The sequence below is a fragment of the Agrobacterium sp. RC10-4-1 genome, assembly GCF_014138475.1.
GTDB lineage: Bacteria > Pseudomonadota > Alphaproteobacteria > Rhizobiales > Rhizobiaceae > Agrobacterium > Agrobacterium pusense.
In genome coordinates this window covers 419,635-440,218 of record NZ_JACJIT010000001.1, presented here as the reverse complement: position 1 = coordinate 440,218, position 20,584 = coordinate 419,635, and the positions used below count along the sequence as shown (strand labels likewise).

18 protein-coding genes and 1 tRNA gene are annotated in these 20,584 nt (G+C 58.7%); 12 read left to right on the top strand and 7 right to left on the bottom strand.

Annotated features, from left to right (window positions below):
* Nucleotides 1-5 precede the first annotated feature (5 nt).
* Nucleotides 6-1,247 carry a bifunctional glutamate N-acetyltransferase/amino-acid acetyltransferase ArgJ gene (gene argJ / locus FHW77_RS02020; RefSeq protein ID WP_003585629.1) on the bottom strand — a complete coding sequence of 414 codons (1,242 nt, stop codon included), beginning with the start codon at nt 1,245-1,247 and terminating at the stop codon, nt 6-8.
* 88 nt (nt 1,248-1,335) lie between these two features.
* The gene (locus tag FHW77_RS02015) at nt 1,336-2,199 is read right to left on the bottom strand and encodes a peptidylprolyl isomerase (RefSeq protein WP_035211677.1); all 864 of its coding nucleotides are present in this window, start codon (nt 2,197-2,199) and stop codon (nt 1,336-1,338) included.
* A gap of 242 nt (nt 2,200-2,441) precedes the next feature.
* Here FHW77_RS02015 and secA point away from each other — a divergent pair, with 242 nt between their 5' ends.
* The 5 genes from secA to FHW77_RS01990 all read left to right on the top strand — a co-directional run bounded on the left by secA (nt 2,442) and on the right by FHW77_RS01990 (nt 10,225).
* On the top strand, nt 2,442-5,159 hold the full coding sequence (secA, locus tag FHW77_RS02010) for a preprotein translocase subunit SecA (RefSeq protein ID WP_003585625.1): 2,718 nt from the start codon (nt 2,442-2,444) through the stop codon (nt 5,157-5,159).
* A gap of 135 nt (nt 5,160-5,294) precedes the next feature.
* Nucleotides 5,295-6,188 carry a DMT family transporter gene (locus FHW77_RS02005; protein ID WP_003585624.1) on the top strand — a complete coding sequence of 298 codons (894 nt, stop codon included), beginning with the start codon at nt 5,295-5,297 and terminating at the stop codon, nt 6,186-6,188.
* A gap of 81 nt (nt 6,189-6,269) precedes the next feature.
* The gene (locus FHW77_RS02000) at nt 6,270-7,472 is read left to right on the top strand and encodes an acyltransferase family protein (protein WP_003585622.1); all 1,203 of its coding nucleotides are present in this window, start codon (nt 6,270-6,272) and stop codon (nt 7,470-7,472) included.
* A gap of 57 nt (nt 7,473-7,529) precedes the next feature.
* Nucleotides 7,530-8,945, top strand: a complete 1,416-nt coding sequence (gene uppV / locus FHW77_RS01995) for a Wzx-type polysaccharide biosynthesis protein UppV (protein ID WP_044459179.1) — start codon at nt 7,530-7,532, stop codon at nt 8,943-8,945.
* 8 nt (nt 8,946-8,953) lie between these two features.
* Nucleotides 8,954-10,225 (top strand): GNAT family N-acetyltransferase, encoded by a 1,272-nt coding sequence (locus tag FHW77_RS01990; protein ID WP_003585618.1) that lies wholly within the window; start codon nt 8,954-8,956, stop codon nt 10,223-10,225.
* A 46-nt stretch (nt 10,226-10,271) separates the two neighbouring features.
* Here the strand turns inward: FHW77_RS01990 and uppQ are convergent, their stop codons facing one another.
* The gene (gene uppQ, locus FHW77_RS01985) at nt 10,272-10,931 is read right to left on the bottom strand and encodes a polysaccharide biosynthesis GNAT family N-acetyltransferase UppQ (RefSeq protein ID WP_044459178.1); all 660 of its coding nucleotides are present in this window, start codon (nt 10,929-10,931) and stop codon (nt 10,272-10,274) included.
* Nucleotides 10,932-11,116: 185 nt separating this feature from the next.
* Complete coding sequence (locus FHW77_RS01980; protein ID WP_003585616.1) at nt 11,117-11,821, bottom strand: glutathione S-transferase family protein; 705 nt, start codon at nt 11,819-11,821, stop codon at nt 11,117-11,119.
* A gap of 100 nt (nt 11,822-11,921) precedes the next feature.
* Between FHW77_RS01980 and FHW77_RS01975 the strand changes: the two genes are divergently transcribed.
* From FHW77_RS01975 to FHW77_RS01965, 3 genes are all read left to right on the top strand, one after another.
* Nucleotides 11,922-12,296: a winged helix-turn-helix transcriptional regulator gene (locus tag FHW77_RS01975; RefSeq protein ID WP_003585614.1), complete on the top strand. Its 375-nt coding sequence runs from the start codon at nt 11,922-11,924 to the stop codon at nt 12,294-12,296.
* Nucleotides 12,297-12,429: 133 nt separating this feature from the next.
* Nucleotides 12,430-12,514, top strand: a tRNA-Leu gene (locus FHW77_RS01970).
* Between the two features lie 264 nt (nt 12,515-12,778).
* Nucleotides 12,779-13,294 (top strand): disulfide bond formation protein B, encoded by a 516-nt coding sequence (locus FHW77_RS01965; protein ID WP_003585612.1) that lies wholly within the window; start codon nt 12,779-12,781, stop codon nt 13,292-13,294.
* Nucleotides 13,295-13,323: 29 nt separating this feature from the next.
* Here FHW77_RS01965 and FHW77_RS01960 read toward each other — a convergent pair whose 3' ends face one another.
* Nucleotides 13,324-13,881: an HNH endonuclease gene (locus tag FHW77_RS01960; RefSeq protein ID WP_003585610.1), complete on the bottom strand. Its 558-nt coding sequence runs from the start codon at nt 13,879-13,881 to the stop codon at nt 13,324-13,326.
* A gap of 312 nt (nt 13,882-14,193) precedes the next feature.
* On the opposite strand from FHW77_RS01960, the gene FHW77_RS01955 reads away from it, so the two are divergent.
* From FHW77_RS01955 to FHW77_RS01940, 4 genes are all read left to right on the top strand, one after another.
* Nucleotides 14,194-14,493: a hypothetical protein gene (locus tag FHW77_RS01955; protein ID WP_003585607.1), complete on the top strand. Its 300-nt coding sequence runs from the start codon at nt 14,194-14,196 to the stop codon at nt 14,491-14,493.
* Between the two features lie 120 nt (nt 14,494-14,613).
* Nucleotides 14,614-15,219 carry a transglutaminase-like cysteine peptidase gene (locus tag FHW77_RS01950; RefSeq protein WP_003585606.1) on the top strand — a complete coding sequence of 202 codons (606 nt, stop codon included), beginning with the start codon at nt 14,614-14,616 and terminating at the stop codon, nt 15,217-15,219.
* A 209-nt stretch (nt 15,220-15,428) separates the two neighbouring features.
* Nucleotides 15,429-16,220 (top strand): metallophosphoesterase family protein, encoded by a 792-nt coding sequence (locus tag FHW77_RS01945; RefSeq protein WP_003585604.1) that lies wholly within the window; start codon nt 15,429-15,431, stop codon nt 16,218-16,220.
* Nucleotides 16,221-16,549: 329 nt separating this feature from the next.
* Nucleotides 16,550-17,512 carry a glycosyltransferase family 2 protein gene (locus FHW77_RS01940; RefSeq protein WP_003585601.1) on the top strand — a complete coding sequence of 321 codons (963 nt, stop codon included), beginning with the start codon at nt 16,550-16,552 and terminating at the stop codon, nt 17,510-17,512.
* 37 nt (nt 17,513-17,549) lie between these two features.
* Here FHW77_RS01940 and FHW77_RS01935 read toward each other — a convergent pair whose 3' ends face one another.
* Together FHW77_RS01935 and FHW77_RS01930 are read right to left on the bottom strand one after the other, a co-directional pair.
* The gene (locus FHW77_RS01935; protein WP_003585600.1) at nt 17,550-19,022 is read right to left on the bottom strand and encodes a lipopolysaccharide biosynthesis protein; all 1,473 of its coding nucleotides are present in this window, start codon (nt 19,020-19,022) and stop codon (nt 17,550-17,552) included.
* A gap of 73 nt (nt 19,023-19,095) precedes the next feature.
* Nucleotides 19,096-20,319: a glycosyltransferase family 4 protein gene (locus tag FHW77_RS01930; protein ID WP_003585598.1), complete on the bottom strand. Its 1,224-nt coding sequence runs from the start codon at nt 20,317-20,319 to the stop codon at nt 19,096-19,098.
* Between the last annotated feature and the right edge of the window lie 265 nt (nt 20,320-20,584).

Genomic DNA, 20,584 nt, shown 5'->3' with positions numbered 1-20,584 from the left:
AACGGTCAGCTCCGGTAGTCGCCGTTGATCGCAACATATTCTTTCGTCAGGTCACAGGTCCAGACCGTGGCCTTTCCCTGACCGAGGCCGATATCGACCTTTACCGTGATGTCTTCCAGTTTCATGACGGCACTGGTTTCCGCTTCGGAATAGTTCGGGTCGCGTTCGCCGTTGACGGCCACGCGCACGCCGCCGAACCAGATGGCAAGACGGTCGCGGTCCGCCATTTCGCCTGATTTGCCGACGGCCATGACGACACGGCCCCAATTGGCGTCCTCACCGGCAACCGCGGTCTTCACCAGCGGTGAATTGGCGATGGAAAGGGCAATCTTCTTGGCGGCGGCGTCGTTTTCCGCTCCTGTCACGGTAACTTCCACCATCTTGCGCGCGCCTTCGCCATCACGAACGACCTGCAAGGCAAGGTCCTTCAGAAGATCGTTCAGCGCGGCGCGGAAGCCGGAAAGGCGCTCATCATCGGCATTCGTCACTTTCACCTGGCCGTCTTCGGCCGCAGCGCCCGTGGCGAACAGCATCAACGTGTCGGAGGTGGAGGTATCGCTGTCGACCGTTACGGAATTGAAGGTCGGGCCAACGCCGGCCGACAACAGGGCCTGCAACGCGGCTGGCTCAATATCCGCATCCGTCACAACGAAGGAAAGCATCGTCGCCATATCGGGCGCGATCATGCCGGCGCCCTTGGCGATACCGTTGATCGTCACGATCACGCCGCCGATCTCGGCGGTGCGGCTGGCGACCTTCGGATAGGTGTCGGTCGTCATGATCGCCTTGGCGGCTTCCTGCCAGAAATCGGCTTCTGCCCGAACATTCATGTCACCCAGGACACCGGCGAATTTCGAGGCATCCAGCGGTTCCCCAATCACGCCCGTCGATGCCAGAAAGACCTCTCCTTCGGAGCAGCCGACGGCAGCTGCGGCGGATTTCGCCGTCAGCTCGGTCGCGGCCTTGCCCTTGAGGCCGGTAAAGGCATTGGCATTGCCGGAATTGACCACCACGGCGCGCGCCGCGCCGCCGCCGAGATTGGCGCGGCAGAAATCAACCGGGGCGGAAGGGCATTTCGACTTGGTGAAGACGCCCGCAACGCTTGCAGGCTTGTCGAACACCATCAAGAGAACGTCCGTGCGGTTCTTGTACTTGATGCCGGCAGCGGCCGTCGCCATGCGAACGCCGCGGAGCGCAGGCATGTCAGGATAGGATTTCGGAGCGAGCGGAGAAACGGCAACGGACATGGGAAGCGCCTGAAATTCTGGAATGGATGTCTGGAGATGGCCTGAGATGAAACGGGGCGGCCGTTAAGCCGCCCCGTAATCCGAAATTTTACTGCTGCGGCTGTGCCTGCTGTTCCTTCGTGGCTTCGTCATAGCCCTTCTTCAGCGTCTCATCCATGATTTCGATCTTCTGGTCAGCCTTGGCCTTCTCGATGAGGGCAACGTACTTGTCGCGCATGACAAGCTGACGAACCTGCGGCTCGACCTGCTCGAAAGCCGGCGGCGGCGCAATGCGCTTGTCTTCCAGCTTGATGACGTGGAAGCCGAACTGGGTCTTCACAGGCGTTTTGGTGTAGGCGCCCTTTTCGAGGCCGAAGGCGGCTTCTTCGAATTCCGGAACCATGCGGCCCTTGCCGAACCAACCGAGATCGCCACCGTCATCCTTGTTGGAATCGGTGGATTTTTCCTTGGCGAGGGCTGCGAAATCCTTGCCCGAATCAAGCTGCTTGATGATGTCCTTGGCTTCGTCCTCGCTGGCAACGAGGATGTGAGCTGCCTTGATCTCTTCTTCCTGCGGCAGGGCTGCGACTTCCTTGTCGTAGCGAGCCTTTACTTCGTCATTGGTGACGGCGTCGACCACGTGCTTGCGGAAATACGCGTTGTGCAGCTCACGGTCCTGGATGAATTCCATGCGCTTCTTGAAATCTTCAGTCTTTTCCAGACCTTCGGCGCTGGCGTTCTTGACGAGAAGCTTGACATCGATCGCGCCGGAAAGGGCTGCGACCTTCTTCTGCTCGTCGGGAAGCTGCGCGAGTTGCGGATCGAGGTTGCTCATGGCGAGGTCGAGTTCGGACTGGTGGATTTCCAGATCGCCGACCTTGGCGACGACCTTGTCTTCCTGTGCGAAAGCCGGAAGCTGGAGGCCGAGCGTGGCCACAATCACCGCAGCCGCAATTTTATTATAGCGCAACATTTTGAACCTTTCGGGGACAATGCCGGCTCCAGACATGGTTTCCGGCTCTGAAAAAACTTCCAAACACCGGAATGTGGCCATTCTGTAACGGGCAGAACCGTTGACATCATTTGCCCCCCCTCTTATCTGTCACGCAACCTCGCGTCCAGATACGTTGAAGGGCGAAGTCCGTCATTTGTGCTGAAAACAGCGTGACGGAGCAAAGCGCCCGGCAAAACGGAATTTCAGAAAGGGCCAGTAAGATGGTCAGTCTCGGCGGAATAGCCCGCAAGTTGTTCGGTTCGGCAAATGATCGCCGCGTCCGCTCTTATAAAAGCAAGATCGCAGCCATCAATGCGCTGGAAGAAGCCACCAAGGCGCTCTCCGACGAAGCGCTGGCGGCCAAGACCGCCGAGTTCCGCCAGCAGCTGGCAGACGGCAAGACACTCGACGACCTGCTGATCCCGGCCTTTGCCGTGGCCCGCGAAGCATCGCGCCGCGTTCTCGGCATGCGTCCCTTCGACGTGCAGCTGACAGGCGGCATGATCCTGCACGGCGGCGCCATCGCCGAGATGAAAACGGGTGAAGGCAAGACGCTGGTGGCCACTCTTGCGGTGTACCTCAACGCGCTCGCCGGCAAGGGCGTGCACGTCGTCACCGTCAACGACTACCTCGCCCAGCGCGACGCCGCCACGATGAGCCGGCTCTATCGCTTCCTTGGCCTCACCACCGGCGTCATCGTTCATGGCCTTGACGACGACCAGCGCCGCGAGGCCTATGCCTGCGACATCACCTACGCGACGAATAACGAGCTCGGCTTCGATTACTTGCGCGACAACATGAAATATGACCGCGCCCAGATGGTTCAGCGCGGCCACAACTACGCAATCGTCGACGAAGTCGACTCGATCCTGGTCGATGAGGCGCGCACTCCGCTCATCATTTCCGGGCCGCTGGACGACCGTTCCGATCTCTACAATACCATCGACGCCTTCATTCCGCTCTTGACGCCGGAAGATTACGAAATCGATGAGAAGCAGCGCTCGGCCAACTTCTCCGAAGAAGGCACCGAGAAGCTCGAAAACCTGCTGCGGCAGGCGGGGCTGCTCAAGGGCGAATCGCTTTACGACGTCGAGAACGTCGCGATCGTCCACCACATCAACAATGCGCTGAAGGCCCACAAGCTCTTCACCCGCGACAAGGACTACATCGTCCGCAACGACGAAATCGTCATCATTGACGAATTTACCGGTCGCATGATGCCCGGCCGTCGTTATTCCGAAGGTCAGCACCAGGCTCTCGAAGCCAAGGAAAAGGTACAGATCCAGCCGGAAAACCAGACGCTGTCCTCCGTCACCTTCCAGAATTATTTCCGCATGTATGAAAAGCTGGCCGGCATGACGGGTACGGCAGCGACGGAAGCGGAAGAATTCGGCAACATCTACGGCCTCGATGTCATCGAGGTGCCGACAAACCTGCCGATCCAGCGTATCGACGAAGACGACGAGGTTTATCGCACCGGCGAAGAGAAATTCCAGGCGATCATTACCGAAATCAAGGCAGCGCATGAGCGCGGCCAGCCGGTTCTGGTGGGCACGACGTCGATTGAAAAATCCGAGCTTCTGGCACATCTCCTGCGCCAGTCCGGTTTCTCCGACTTCCAGGTTCTGAACGCCCGTTACCACGAGCAGGAAGCTTATATCGTCTCGCAGGCCGGTGTGCCGGGCGCCGTGACCATCGCCACCAACATGGCGGGCCGCGGTACCGACATCCAGCTTGGCGGCAATGTCGAGATGCGTCTGGAGCGCGAGCTGGAAGGCATGGAGCCGGGTCCGGAGCGCGATGCGAAGGAACAGGCGATTCGCGCCGAAATCAAGGTGCTCAAGGAAAAGGCGCTGGCCGCCGGCGGCCTCTACGTCATCGCCACCGAACGCCATGAAAGCCGCCGTATCGACAACCAGCTGCGTGGCCGTTCCGGCCGTCAGGGCGACCCGGGCCGCTCGAAATTCTACCTCTCGCTTCAGGACGACCTGATGCGCATCTTCGGTTCCGAGCGTATGGACTCGATGCTGCAGAAGCTGGGTCTCAAGGAAGGCGAGGCCATCGTCCATCCGTGGATCAACAAGGCGCTGGAACGCGCCCAGAAGAAGGTCGAAGCCCGCAACTTCGAGACCCGCAAGAACCTTCTGAAATATGACGACGTGCTGAACGATCAGCGCAAGGTGATCTTCGATCAGCGCCTTGAGTTGATGGAAGCCGATAATATCGGCGAAACCGCAGCCGATATGCGTCACGAAGTCATCGAAATGCTCGTCACCAAGCATATTCCCGAAAATGCCTATGCCGAACAGTGGGATATTGCAGGCCTGAAGGCGGGCATCGCCCAGTTCCTCAACCTCGACCTGCCGGTGGAAGAGTGGGCCAAGGAAGAAGGCATCGCCGAAGACGATATTCTCCAGCGCGTCACGGAGGCGGCCGACAAATACGCCGCCGAGCGTGCGGAACGTTTCGGCCCCGAGATCATGACCTATGTCGAACGCTCGGTCATTCTCCAGACGATCGACCATCTGTGGCGCGAGCATATCGTCAACCTCGATCATCTACGCTCCGTCGTCGGTTTCCGCGGTTATGCCCAGCGCGACCCGCTGCAGGAGTACAAGGCCGAAGCCTTCGAACTCTTCCAGGCGTTGCTCGCCAATCTGCGCGAAGCCGTGACCGCCCAGCTGATGCGTGTGGAACTGGTTCAGCAGGAGCCGCAGCAGCCGGAACTGCCGGAAATGACTGCCCATCACCTTGACCCGAACACGGGCGAGGATGAAATGGCTCAAGGCTTGCAGGCGGCGCCTGCCGCCTTCGTGCCGGCAGAGGAGCGCGATCCGAACAACCCCGCCACCTGGGGCCGTATCGGCCGCAATGAAATGTGCCCCTGCGGATCCGGCAAGAAATACAAGCACTGCCACGGCGTTTACGAACAGGCCTGAACGCCGCGCATATCCGATGAAGACCATCGCCCGTAACCCAGGTTGCGGGCGATTTTCTTTGCGCAATTCATTGTTGTTGACGGGCATGATCGGTTTCCAATATGGGAGCTGGATCATCCTCCGGAAAATGCTGCCATGGCCCCTCGCGATCTTGCCGCCTATGTTTTTCTCGCACTCGCATGGGGCGCGTCCTTCCTCCTGCTTCTACAGGTTGTGGATGCATTCGGCTGGATCGGCGCAGTGACGTTGCGGTCACTGGTGACCGCCACCACTCTTTTCCTGATCGCGAGAACTGCGCGACGCAAACTGGCGTTTTCGGCAAGCTGGCAAGCCTTTGCCATTGTGGGCGCAACCACCGTTGCCGGCCAGTTGATCGGCCTTTCTTATGGCACGCCACTTGTCGGGACCGCCATGGCCGCAATATTGGTCGCGACCATCCCGCTTTTTTCCATGCTCATCTCGCAGGTCTGGGGGCTGGAGCGACTGACGAGGCAAGGTGTCGTGGGGCTGGTTTTGGGCTTCGGCGGGATTGTGCTGCTCGTGGGTTTTCCCGCCGTACCCGTCACGACCGGTTTTGTCATCGGCTGCATCGCCTGTGTCGCCGCCTGCATCTGCGCGGCCTTCGGCAGCAATTATGCCAGCAGGTATCTCAAAGGCGTGGGTTCATGGGAAATTACCATCGGCTCATTCATGACCGGTGGCATCATGACGCTGCCACTGCTGCTGGCAGTTCCGATTCCCCGCATTCCCGCGCCGATCGACTATCTATACCTGCTCATCCAGGCCATCGTCATGAGCGGCCTCACCTACATAACCTATTTCCGCCTCGTCTCCGTGATCGGCGCGACAAAGGCCATCAGTGTGGAGTTTGCAGTCACCGTTGTGGCGGTGCTTATCGGCGCCCTCGTGCTGGATGAGCCGCTGTCGCTGCCTCAGCTCTTCGGCGCGGGCATCATTATCCTCGGCTGCGCGCTGGTGCTCGATCTTCTACCCAAAAAGAAGGCTCCGCCCACACCGGCTGGCGCATGAAGGGTTTGTTAGCGTTTTCCACCAATAGTCGTGTCGGCTACCGCAGATCACGCGTGATCGCATGTGCGACGCGAGGAGAAAATGCAACCGAGCAGCTCAGATTATGAACATTACTGGGACCCGTTGCGAGCGCTTCTGATGCTGCTCGGCATTCCCTATCATGCCTCACTGCTCTATAGCTACGCCCTGCCCTGGGACATCAAGGATTTTGAGACCAGCACGCTCCTGACCGCGCTCGGTGCCGGGCTCGTCACCTTCCGAATGCCGGCGTTTTTTCTGGTCGCCGGGTATTTTTCCACCATGGTCATCGGCAAAAAAGGCAAAATGCCTTGGCTCAGACAACGTTTCCTCCGCCTCGGCGTGCCCTTCGTCGTGACGCTCGTTCTGCTCGGGCCGCTGCAGCTTTTACTGTTGCGACTGGCCGGTATCGCCAAAGGCGAGATTTCAGCCGAAGGACTGATTGAGAGCCTGCCGGGTCTGCTGCGCCCGAGTGAACAATGGATCATGCATCTGTGGTTCCTGCCCGCTCTCATCGCCTATTCCGTGGTGCTTGCCGCTCTCTTGTATCTTCTGGAACGTCCGCCTTTTGCGCGCGCAGTAGACAGGCTCGACAGCCTGCGGCGGCGACATGCCGGGTTGTTTTTCGCCGCACTCTGCATACTGCCCATTTTATGGGAGTTGGCGATATACGGTTCCAGCCTGATTGCGGCAGAAACCGAAAGCAGCCTGCTTTCTCTCTATGAGCGCGCTTCCGACCCCTATGGGCGCTATGTGCCCTTCTTCCTTGTCGGAGCCCTGCTCCACCGCGACCGGACCCTCTTTCACCGCTTTCGCCAGACCGGTATTCTCACGGCAATCGTAGCGACGGCCGCCATTGCGGCGGCAGTGACACTCAGGCTGCAAAGCCCGTTTTCGAATTCAGCCCTGCTCGTGCTGGTGTCGGCAATTGCCGCAGTAACGGTGAGCCGCCTGCTGATCGACCTCGCCTGCCGGTATTTCGACCGGCCAAGCCGGTTTGCCAGACGGATGACGGATGCGTCCTTCACTATCTATCTGTTTCACCACCCGCTGATTTACGTTCTGGGTACACTTTTTATTCTCATCTCCCTGCCGCCCCTCGTTGAATTCACCATCATCGTCGCAGCCACGACCATCACGGCTTACTCTCTGCATCAGGCGATACGCCGCAGCCCGTTGGCTCTGTTTCTCTTCAACGGCATCCGCAAGCCGCGGGAAGCGAGTGACATCAGGACAGGCGCAGCCGCCTCCCAAACGCTTCGTTAAGGATGAAGGGCTTACAATCGGCCTGCCCATTCAACTGGAAATAATGGCGTGTGGATCATGGCTATCCTCAGCACGGCGGAAAAAGCCTTACCCGCAGGCCTGCGCGCGAAGATTTCGCCGCTGGGCGATAAAATCGCCCTCATTGTCTCCGCGAGGGACGAGGTTGCCCGGGCACAGCGCATGGCGCTCGTCGCCTTCGCGGTGCGCATCGTCAGCGCCGGCATCGCCTTCATATCGCAGATCATCCTTGCCCGCCTGATGGGCGAGTTCGAATATGGCCTCTTCGCCTTCGTGTGGGTTCTGGTAATCCTGTTCGGCAATCTTTCCTGTCTCGGCTTCCACACCACCGTCATCCGCTTCCTGCCCGGCTACCGTCTGGAAGATGCCCATGACAAGATCATGGGGCTAACCTCGACGGCCCGCTTGTTCGCCATGCTGTCTGCCAGCACGCTGGCGCTTTGCGGTTTCATATTTCTGTATTTCTTTGGCGAGCGCATCGCCGCCTATTATCTCATTCCTGTCTCGCTGGCGCTTTTCACCCTGCCGATGGTGGCTCTGGGCGATGTGTTGAACGGCACGGCGCGGGCCAATGGCTGGGCCATCTCCGCCCTTAGCCCCACCTATATCGTACGTCCCGTACTGATCCTCCTGTTCATGCTGGTGGCCATTGCCCTGGGAGCCGAAAAGACTGCGACGACGGCCATGCTGACGGCACTTTTCGCAACTTATGTCACCACCATTTTTCACTTCGTCTTCCTGAACCGCCGGCTCAACCGACATTTCCGCAGCGTCACCCGAAGGGTTCATTTTCGTCACTGGATCAGGTTTGCCTTTCCGGTCTTTCTGATCGACGGCATCGGTTTTCTGATGACCAATTCCGATGTGGTGATCGTCGGCCTTTATCTGCCGCCGGATCAGGTCGGCATCTATTTCGCCGCGGCGAAAACCATCGTGTTGATGCAGTTCGTGTTTTTCTCCGTCCAGGCGGCGGCCGCACCACGTCTCGCGGCGCTCATTTCGGCCAATGACAGGCCGGGGCTTGCGAGCTTCGCCAGCCAGGCCGCACGTTGGGCCTTCTGGCCGTCTCTCGCCGTTGGCAGCGTGGTGCTTCTGGCCGGGCCATTCCTGCTGTCGCTGTTCGGTCCTGGCTTCGTAGAGGGTTACGAGCTGATGTTCTTCCTGTTTGCGGGGTTCCTGGCAAAAGCGCTCATCGGCCCCGGAGAGACGCTGCTGAATATGGCCGGCAAACAAAAATTGTGCGTGATACTTTATATTATCATCTTCGGTTGCAACATTGCACTCAACATGGCGCTCATTCCGGTCTATGGTCTGACAGGCGCCGCGGCAGCGGTGGCGATAGCCATGTCCATAGAGGCTGTGCTATTGCATGTTGCCATACGCCGTACACTCGGGATCGTCCTTTTTGCCTTCAACGACCCCCGGGCGAGTCAAAACACTGGTAAGGCGGTGTAACGATAAGCATGTCCAGCGATCCAAAGAATCCGGATTTTCAGGACCCGCGCATCGCGGCGCTCATGGCGTCTGCGGAGCGTGATCGCCCGGTGGCGGACAGCAGCCGGCGTGTGGGCCGGGAAGGCCGTGAATTCTGCATCTATCCGGGGCAGCTCGGTTACGACATGCAGGAGGAACTCGACTTTCTCTCCAACCGCGTCATGGAGGCAAACGTCTTTTTCACCGGCCGGCTTCTTGCTCCGGCCATGCCGCGTATCGACGACAAGACCGTGCGCTTCGCCCTCATTCGCGATGAGAACGGCGCCCGAAGCCGCATGCGGTTTCTGATGCCTTTTACCGTTGAAAAGCCGGGTTTTTCCATCGGTCCTTCCATTATTCGCGTCTGGGCCAATCCTTTCGGGCCGCTCGGGACGCCGCTGGTGGATACCGAAGGGGCGGCCGAGACCCTCGATAACCTTTTCGACGCCCTTTCCGACCGGGACATGCGGCTGCCGAATGTTCTGGTTCTGCCGGATGTGCGGCTGGAGGGGCCTTTTGCCCGCATGTTCCGAGCCATCGCGCTCAGCCGTAACCTGCCGGTGACGACGACGGGTCATTATCACCGGCCGATGCTGGAAAGCCTGCTTGATGGCCAGGCTTATCTGCAAAAAGCCCTTGCCCCGCATCATTTGCGGGAAATGCGCCGGCAGTGGCGACAGCTCGAGAGGTTGGGCGCGTTATCCTACACTGTCGCCCGCCAGCCGAAGGATATACGCTACCGCATGGAGGAGTTTCTGGCGCTGGAGGCAAGCGGCTGGAAGGGCCGCAAACGCACCGCGCTGGTCAACGACCGGTATCGCGCGGCCTTCGCCCGCGAGGCGATCACCAACCTGGCCGAAGCCGATGCCGTGCGTATCCACACTATCGATCTCAACGGAAGCGCCATTGCCTCCATGATCGTCTTCATCACCGCCGGCGAGGCCTATACGTGGAAAACCGCCTTCGACGAGAATTACGCGCAATTTTCGCCCGGCAAGCTCCTGGTACAGAAACTGACCGACTGGCATCTGGACGACGCCAATATTCTCCGCAGTGACAGCTGCGCCGTGCCCGATCATCCTGTCATGAGCCGCTTCTGGCAGGAACGGCAGGAAATGGGCACGCTTGTCGTGGGGCTCACCCAGAACAGTGACAGGGACGTTCGACAGGTTTCCACGCAGGTGGACATGTATCGCAACACCCGTAATCTCGCCCGCAGCCTGCGGCAGAAAATCCTGTCCTTCGGTCGCAAGGGTAACTGAGGCCGGAGGACGCCAACGGCATCCTCCGGATTGTTCGGGTCCAGCTTCAGCGCGAGGCCGTCCGGATCATCTTGCACAATTGCGTCAAAGCTGCATCGTATCCGCCACCCAGAATATCGATGCAACGCCGGGCGAGCCTGATCTGCTCGGTGCGCGACATGTCGTTATAAGCCTGAATGGCGTTACGCATGGCGCCAGGCGTTACCGGCCCCGATTTGCCGGGATTGTTCGGATTTCCCGGACTGCCCGGGTTTCCAGGATTGCCCGGATTACCGGGATTGCCCGTGGAACCTGAACCGCCAATGCCGAGACCGACATCAACGCCCAGGCCGCTGGATCCGCCGACATTTGCGCCGACATTGGCATTGACGCCGTTGGAGCCGCCAACGGAGGCGTTCACGCCCGCATTGACCCCGCCGGAACCGCCGACGGATGCGTTGACATCCGCATTGACCCCATTGCTGCCACCAACCGAAGCGTTGACATCCGCGCCCAATCCGCCGCCGCTTCTGCCGCCGACATCGGCACTGGCGTTGACGCCGCCGCTGCCACCAACGGAAGCATCGACCCCGAGACCACCGCTGCCATTACCACCCACGCTCGCATTAACCCCATTCTCTCCACCGATCCCTATATCCAGCGCGTGGGCGTTGACCGGCAGGATCAGGCAGGCAGACAATAATAAATTGCGAGAAAAAGCCCTCATAATTTCCTCCCTATGAGTTGGCTACTCCCGCCCCGCGTGGAAACTCCACCCGGCCATTATAAATTCAATTAGCAATTGCGTACATACTAATTTATTAGAACTATCTAAAATTATCATGAAAACGCAACCGAGGATGTATCATTTCGAGACAGCGTGGGCGGTAAAATCCGTCCACGCTGCCCTCTTCAGTTTCCGAACCGTTCGACAAGCGTTGCGAGATCAACATGGCCCCGGCAGCTTCCATTGCCTTTAGCCGGCTCTCCACGTTCCAGGCCACCCGCATAGACAACAGCGGGATCAGCCTCGAGACGCCTGCGCAACGCGGCTAGCTTTGGCCACCGGCCCGGGTCAGCCACATCGTGAATCTCCAGCCAGCGGGCGACACCGACCAGGATTCCATCCGCGAGGCTCGGCCTGTCGCCGATTGCAAAGGGGGTGACGCCAATCATCTCCTCCAGCAGGTCGTGCCGTCTGATCACGGCGTCCGTTCCATACTGCCGAAGAGCCGATTGCAGGGCCGGGTTCGGCGGCTCCATCTCAAGCGCAACCCACAGCGGGGTGAAAGCGCCGGTGAAGTCGGTGTTGATGAACGCCATAAACTGATGCATCAGCTCGGCCTCCCGTGAATGGAGATCGAAACTGATACGCCGCTCGGTGTCGCGTGTTTCCAGCCATGCAGCGATCGCCATCGTCTCGGTCAGTATCTCGCCCCTGTCCGTGATAAGGACGGGCGTTTCGACGCGTCGATTGATACGCTTATAGGGTGCCTGCCGCATTTCACCGAGCATATCCACCCGGCAAAGCCTGTACGGCTTGCCAAGCCACTCAAGCGCCGCGACAAGCCCCATCGAACTTCCCGCCGGGAAGCCATAAAGTAAAATCGGTTCCATTTTTTATACTCTCAGTTTCGAGGGCGCTGCGCAGCGGGTTGAACTTAGCGCCGGGTGGCGCCAAGTAAATTACGAACCTTTTTGTAACCACGAGGCGCTGATGAAAGACCTTGTATCCCGTTGCCCCATCGAGGAGGCCATGCAGGTCCTGAGCGGGCGCTGGCCGACGCTCCTGATCTACTACCTGAAGGATGGCACAAAACGCTTCAGCGATCTGCGCAGGGACAACCCGACGATCTCGCATAAGATGCTCGCACTGGAATTGCGCAAACTGGAAGACGCCGGCATCGTTCAACGGACAGAGTTTCAGGGTTATCCGTTGCGCGTCGAATACGACCTGACCCCCGCGGGCAACACGCTTGTACCGCTGATCGACTCTCTCGGCCAATGGTGGGAAACGACGAGCGCCATACCGGAAGCCAGCGGCCCGCCCGTCCACGCCCTACCTGGTGCTCAGGCACAGCGAAACGCTTAAAATTCCAAGGAATGGCAGCGATGAGCTACCATTTGAAAGGCGCGAAGTTACACGCTCAAACGCGCAAATTTCCAGCTTTTGGGGTTGCACGCAGGGTCTCGCCCGTGATAGACGCCGTGACATTACCACCGTTGCCCCAATGGCGGAATTGGTAGACGCGCCGCACTCAAAATGCGGTTCCGAAAGGAGTGCTGGTTCGATCCCGGCTTGGGGTACCATTACCTACCCATCTCAATTTTTCCCTGCTCCAGATGCTTTTTTCATAGCGGCTTCGATGGGTGGCGTAGAGGCTGGTGTCCTCACGAAAGCTTGCTCATCCGCCTCCGTTTCTTACCAGGCTTTCATTTGCCAGTTGCAGAGGACTGGATTAGACGAATCCCGTAACATTCATCGAGATCGGCGACTTAATTTCGCCATCACGCCCGCCTTTTTGAAAGCCCGTTCGGGATATCTGCTTCTTCGCGAAGTTTGGGGAAATTTACATGGCCAATGCGACATCCGCCGATAACAGCCGCACACTCGCCGCTCTCGGCGTCACGGCGGGAATGATCTTTACCGTCGGCTCAGCCCTCGGTTTCCAGCATATCGGCGGTTACACGCCCTGCGCGCTGTGCCTGCTGCAGCGCGATCCCTATTATTACGCCATTCCGCTTGGCATCTTGGCCATTGCATCCAGCATTTTCAAATTGCCGGTTCAAATAACACGGCTGCTTCTTGCCCTTATCGGCGTGGCCATGCTGATTGGGGCCGGCCTCGGCGTCTATCATGCGGGTGTGGAATGGGGTTTCTGGGCGGGGCCGATTACCTGCGCCACCGGGGCGCCTTCCATCACGACCAATGCCGGCGACCTGTTGGGCAACCTCAACGCCATCAAGGCGCCTTCCTGCAATGATGCGGCACTTCGTGTCCTCGGCCTGTCGTTCGCCGGATGGAATGTCATCGCAAGTCTGGCACTTGCGGCAGTCGCCTTTTTCGGCGCAAGCCGTAAAAGCCGCTAAGCGGAAAACCGCCTTGCAGTCCTGAAAGCTCAGGGCTGCAGCTCGGTATCCCAGTAAAGATAGTCCATCCAGCTTTCATGCAGATAATTGGGCGGAAACAGACGCCCATTATTGTGCAGGTCCTGAACCGTCGGCTGGAAAGGCTTCTGCGCCGGGAACATGCCCGCCTGTTTGGGAAGCTTGCTGCCTTTTTTAAGGTTGCAGGGAGAGCACGCCGCCACGACATTGTGCCAGGTGGTTTCACCGCCATGCGCGCGGGGAATCACATGGTCGAAGGTCAATTCGTCGCGTGTCCCGCAATACTGGCATTCAAACTTGTCCCGTAGGAAGACGTTGAAGCGCGTGAAAGCTGGGTTGCGGGTGGGCTGCACATAGGTCTTGAGGCTGACGACGCTCGGCAGCCGCATGGAAAAGCTGGGTGACGACACCGCATGATCATATTCTGCAATGATGTTCACACGGTCTAGAAAGACGGCCTTGATCGCGTCCTGCCAGGACCATAACGACAAGGGATAATAACTCAGCGGCCTATAGTCTGCGTTCAGAACGAGCGCCGGCAGGGCCTGTGGTGAAACTGCAATCGTCAAGGGCTTCTCCTGAGCGATTCGGCATCTGCACTTGTATATTAGGTCCGTTGTTACAGGATTGTGAAGCCTATAAATGCAGCGGAGAAGAGCTTAATTTTTCAGCGGGAAAAAGGCCCTTTTATGTTACGGTGAGGCAGGCAGAAGCCGATTGAGCAGCCGGTCGCACGACGAGACAGCGGCGGGTGATTCCATGCGCGGGAACCGTCAAATCCTTCTCACGACAGCTGCTGCATCAATGATATGATCAGCGATACGGCGAGATGAAAACGGCGCTGCCGGCGACGACCATCCGCGCGCCCCGGAGGAAACGGAATGACGGCGCATCGGCATCTAACAGCAGCATTTCGGGCGGCCCTTGCGAGCGGCGCATGGATCTTTGCCGCTTGCCTGGCGGGTTCGTCACCTGCCCAGCAATATCAGAATTTCGAGATCGCGCCGGATGGCCGCGGCGGTGCGCAGGGAACGATAGGCGGGCGAAATTTCGAAGTGCCCCGCAGTTACGACAGGCCGCCCGCCGGCCGCGTCTCCCCGGACACGCGGCGCGACCGGAGAACCAGCGTGCCGCAGCACACATGTATCGTCGACGCCGAAGGCCGAACACGCTGCAACTGATGGCATTCCCGCGAGAAAAATGGGATTTCACTAAAAAGCAATCTATCGACTTAAATGGCCTGCAAGAAAGCATCGCTATGTTCCCGGGCATAAGGAAAACAACTGTGCAGGGGCAAGAACATGGCGAAGAAAACAACCCGTGTGGCGGCAAGTCTGGCCATTGCCATCGGCGTGGCGGCAGGCGTGGCGACGACGGCACCGGCCGTTCAGCTCGGCGGCCTCGCGAAAAACCCGTCGGCCTCGCGGCCCGGCCAATTCATGAAGACAAGCCGCCCAACGATCGCGCCGATCGCCTTTGCCAAATTCTGCGACAATGCCGCCGACCAATGCGTTCGCATTGGTGATCGTGACACGATCGAACTGACCAAACAGAAACGCGTGGAGCTTCAGCGCATCAACTCCGAGATCAACACCGCAATAACCTATGTTGGCGAACTGGAGGGCGAAGACGAATGGAAGCTGAACCCGACAAGCGGTGATTGCGATGACTATGCGGTGAGCAAGCGGCAGCGCCTGCTGCGTGCCGGCTGGCCTTCCGGCGCCCTGCGCATCGCCACCGCGCGCACCCCCAGCGGTGTCGGCCACGCGGTTCTGGTGGTCAGCACCACCCAAGGGGATTTGGTGCTGGACAATCGCACCAATGTCGTCAAACCGTGGAAGTCCGTGGATCTGAAATGGATCAAGATCCAGTCGCACGAAGACCCGCGTGTCTGGCTGAAACTCTAGGTCTGAAGCAGACATAGTCTTTGCAGGCGAAAAAGAGTATCCTGCCGCTCGCCGATCGAGGCCCCGCCGCGCAAAAACCGCTTCTGGCGAAGCCTTCCGGCAGGGGCCGGGAGCGAGATCCTGACCGGGCACGGCCTGTCTCGGGCGGGTGACGCGGCATCAGCTTCCAACGCTCTTGACCTCGTGTAAGGGAGACAGTATCGGCAGCTATGCCCAAGGTGCTCAACTGGATTCGCGGTCGTAAACAACCAGCCCCCCGCGAGGCGCGGAGACGGCGCAGAGTTGAGCTTGGCGACAGGCTGACATCCTTTCCGATCTATGCTATCGGCGATGTGCACGGCAGTCTCGATCTGCTTTTGCAGGCAGAACAAAAAATCCTAGCGGATCTGGCCGGCGACCGCTCTCCCGCCCTTGTCGTGCTGCTCGGCGATTATGTCGATCGCGGACGCGATTCCTGTGGGGTTCTCGAGCATCTGTTGCGGCCGCCGCCTGCGCCACTGCGCCGCATCGCGCTGTGTGGCAATCACGAACAGCTGTTCAGCGACTTTCTCGAAAACCCGCGCGAAAACATGCATTGGCTGGATTTCGGCGGTCGCCAGACGCTTCTGTCCTATGGTGTGGATATTGATTATTTCATTGAAAAGGGCCGCCTGAGGGTTCAACCCTTCAAGGATGCCCTGCTGGGCGCCATTCCCCAGACTCACCGCCAGCTTTTGGCCAATCTGCCGATCTACGCCCGCATCGGGCCCTATATTTTTGTGCATGCCGGCCTGCGTCCGGGTCTGCCGCTCGAAGCGCAGACCGATGAGGACATGCTGTGGATCAGGGAACCTTTTCTGTCCCAGGGCGCGGGACTGGACCTCCTTGTCATCCACGGCCACACGCCGGTGACGGAACCGGAAACCGGGCCGCAACGGGTAGGCATCGATACCGGTGCTTTCACCACCGGCAGACTGACCGTCCTGAAGATCGTGGAATCGGGTCTTTCGATTATCGTGTAACCCCGTCGCTTCTGTCACCGCCATACAACATGTCGTTTGAATATCCGTTTATTGTTTTGACGAGAGAAATTTCACTTTATTCCTGAAGAAAATTGCCTTTAAAAAAGATGGATACTTAAAATGACTGCAGCATATTTCCGGGAAAAACCGGCCATTATTTTAAACATTCAGGACACCCCGCCAGCGCCGATACAAACAGGAACACTTTCCCTGATCCCCGATGAAGCTCCGCGGGCGTTTCCCACAAGCCTCGCACGCGAAACCGCAGCAGCAGGTAACCCGCTCGGTCGTCGCTTCAGGTCCAGGGCCAGCCAACTGCAAGAGGCTTCATGCGTTATTCCATTCTCGTTCCGGCCTTCAACTCCGAAAAAACCCTGGCGCGCGCACTAGACAGCCTTAGCCAACAGAGCTTCGGTGACTGGGAAGCCCTGATCATCGACGATGCTTCCACCGACGGTACGGCGGAGATGGCAGAAGTCCATGCTGCGCGCGACCCGCGCTTCCGGGTTTTGCGCCAGCCGAAAAACGCCGGCCCGGCCGCATCCCGCAACGCCGGCATCGAGCATGCAAGGGGAGAATGGATCGCGCTTCTTGATGCCGATGACGCCTACCTTCCCGATCGATTGAAAAGGCTGGCGGAAATATCCGACCGTGTCGGCCTCGATATGATCGCTGACAATCTCCTGCTTTACGACCTCGGGGCCGATACCATCGTCGGTCCGGCCTTTGCGATGGAGAACGCGCTTTCGAAATGGACGATCCGGACTCTCTGCGAAAACGATGGCCCCGGCCGACACAGCCACGCGGGATGGCTGAAGCCTGTTTTTCGCAAGCAATTGCTTGCGGAGAATAATCTTCGCTACCACGACACATTTCGCGTCGGCGAGGATTTTCTTCTTTATGCCGAATTGATTCTCACCGGCTGCAGGGCAGCCATTCTTCATGAGGCGCTCTATCTATACACCACGCCCACCGGCGCAGTATCGGGTCAGCGTTCGACATCGCAGACAGTCGTCAATAATGCGCACTTACTCGCCTCGAGTGACATGCTCATCGAGCGGCTGCAGCAGGGGGACGGCGGGCGCAACGCCCTTCTTGAGCGAAAGGCGCGTCTTAATCTGTCGCAACGCCGGGAACCGGTGAAAGCCGAGATGGTAAAGCTCTATAAAAACAGGCAATTGCTGGCTCTTGCCCTAAAAACCATCCGTCACCCGGCCGCATTCCGGGATATTCTGCGCCCGCCACCTGCCTCCCCCGGTCCTGAAAAATTGCGGGCGCTGCCCTTTTCCTGATGGGAGACGACGGCGAAATAGTCTGCAATGCCCCGCTTCAGCGGCGCGACAGAATTTTGCGCAACTCTACGACCGAGGTTTTCGCGACCGCGGGCATGGCCGCGAAAATCAGCGCCGCGTAGATGCAGGCGCCCACCACGACCAGACATGCGAGAGAGATGATCGGAGGCAATCTACCCTCGATGACCTGCTCCAATCCAAATACGGACGCTCCCATGACGATCGATGCACCGAGCGGGATGGCAATGACCCTCATGATTTTCTGGAATTCCACGCCGCCGTAACGCTGGGTATAAAAAACACCCACTGGCCAGACGCCGTACACTTTCGCGACATGCGCCCACGCGACAGGATAAAGACCGAAAGGAGCGGCAAGGAAACTCAGTCCGATACCGGCGAGCAATTGCAGGACCGAAATTTTGAGATTGAGCCCTGGCCTTTTGATCGCCGCCAGAACACCCCAGGTGAAGGATTCCACCACGAAGGGTATGGCAATGAGGCAGAGAATTTGCAGCACCGGCACCGCGGGTTTCCAGTTCTCGCCAAACAATACTGGAATGAATATAGGCGCGACCGCTGCCATGCCGGCAAAACAGGGAAATGCGAGAAGGCCCGAAAAGCGGATGAAACCGAGACAGGCCTCTTCCACCGAGCCTTTCTGTGCATGGGCCTGCGAGTAGGTTGCCATGGCCACCGAACCGAAAGGAATAACGGCGAACTGGCTGACAAGATCGATACAGCGCCAGGAAAGCCTGATGTAACCCACGGCAGCCGGCGTCAGGAACATGGCCGCGATCAGTTCCTGAAGTCTGAGGTTCATGGCGAGCAGGAAGCTGGCCGAGAAAATTCTGGACCCGAAACTCCATTGGTCAGCCGCGTAATGCCTGACGAAACGGCGGCGCGGCACCCAGCCTGATGCGAGCCAGTTCATGATCGTCGTTGCGATACTGGCCAGCAGGCGCTGGGCCACCATGGCCCATATGCCCCATCCCTGGAGGGCAAGAACTATGGCAATGGCCCCGGCGAGCATGTTGGAAAAAATCGCCCGCATCGCCAGCTTTCGAAACGCGAACGCCCGCTGCAGCCGGGCCTCATGGATACTGCCGGCACCCATGATCAGGAGCACCGCAGAAAGCGCCATCAACACGGGGCAGAGTTCCGCGAGCCCGAACAGGCCGGCGAGGAACGGTGCCGCCACGGACAGCGCAACGCATAAGGCAGCGCCCCAGCCAAGGGAGAACCAGAAGGCTGTATCCGCATAGTCTTCTTCAAGTTGAGGCCGCTGCACCACCGCCTCCGGCAATCCGCCGCGCGCGATGACGAGAATGATATCGACAAAAACCGTGGCGATGGCGACGAGGCCAAACTCATCCGGCGTCAGCAGACGCGCGAGGATAAGAAAAACTGCAAATGAGAGGAAGACATTGCCGTAACCGCCGACGGCGCTCCACAGGGCGCTCGTGACCGAATGCCTCTCAAGGCCGGGGGTATCGTCCTTCGTTTTCAACATGGCCGGCTCCAGTGCGGCCTGTTCAACCCTTCACCCACGGCATCGGGAGCAGGCTCGCGCCGTCGGCGGCCCGTCATGCCGCCGCGGCCCTGCTTTTTGCCAGGACGTCCTCATAGAGTTTCACATAATTCTCGCCTACCCGACGTGAAGTGGATTCCTCGACAATATTTCCGAAGTCGGCTTCCGTCGGCAATTGCTCGCGTGACAGTGTCAGCACCCGGCGGATACGGGCAGCCAGATCGGCAGCATTGCCGGGTTCGAACAGCCAGTCATGATTGGTCTCGCCGATCAGTTCCGGAATGCCGCCGGAGGCGGCGCCGATGACCGGCACGCCCATCGCATAGGCCTCATAGATCGTGCGTGGTGAGGGTTCTGCCCAGAACGAGGGAACGATGAGAACATCGATCTGTTCGAAAAACTCCTTCGGTTTCGCCCAGCCGATGAATTCGATCGGCAGATCGCCGGCCTGCGCCTTGAAGCGCTCAATGGAATCGTCCATCGCGTGGCCCGCCACCAGACAGCGCCAGTTGCCATGACCGATTTCCCTGAAAGCATCGACCATGTTGCCGACGCCTTTCTCCGTATTGATGCGGCCTATATAACCAAAGGTCATGGGCTGGCCGCTGCGGTCGATCTGTCGTCGTGCCACGGGGTCGCCTTCCGGGACCGTGCAGGAATAAAATATGACGCGCCGCAGGCTTTCCGGAATATGGTGGAAAAGCCCGTGATTGACATGCGTCCTGAGGATTTCCGTACCGACGCTCGCGACCGCGCCGATATAACGCTGTGTGAATTTCTTTGTGAAATTCACCACCTGACAGCCCAGATGAATATGGTCGCAGGGTTTGCCACCCTTGAACATGGCGGCGTTGCCGCATAGCAGGTCATATTCGCAAATCGTATGCACGATCGGAATGCGGCGCTTATGCGCCGCCCGCCACACCAGCGTCGTAACATCGAGCAACGAATGCGTGTTGAGGACATCGGGCCTGAAATCGTCAAGAACCGCCTCGAACTGCTTCTCGACGTTGAAATTCCACTGTTGCCTGATCTTCTGCATCCGCCTTTGCTGCGGCGTATATTGCGGCCAGTCTTCCAGCCAGAAATCATTGTTGTGGAACATGCGGTAGACGCTGACGCCATTGCGCACCGACTTCGCCTCGGCCTGGCGCTCTATGCAGGCGGCACCCACCGTATGCCCCATGGCAACCAGTTCCTCTGCCAGATGCTCGACCGAGCGTTCGCATCCACCGACGATATGCGGCGGGTAAAGACTGCTGAGATGGAGGATTCGCATGGGGCTACGCTCAATATCCTTTAAAATTTATATTTCCGCACCGGCACCGCTGAACCGACCAAAAGAAACGGTCGTGACAGGGCGGCGACCAGGCCGAAGGAAGTAACAATTTAAAAATCATCATCAGAATATCGGGCTTAAAGAGCACCGAAAACACCGCCGTTTCAAGTGATTTTTTGCGGCGCCGCGGAATTCATGCCGTATTGCAAAAAAGAATCTCCGTTGCTAATTATATTCGAATATAAAACCTAACAATATGCAGCCC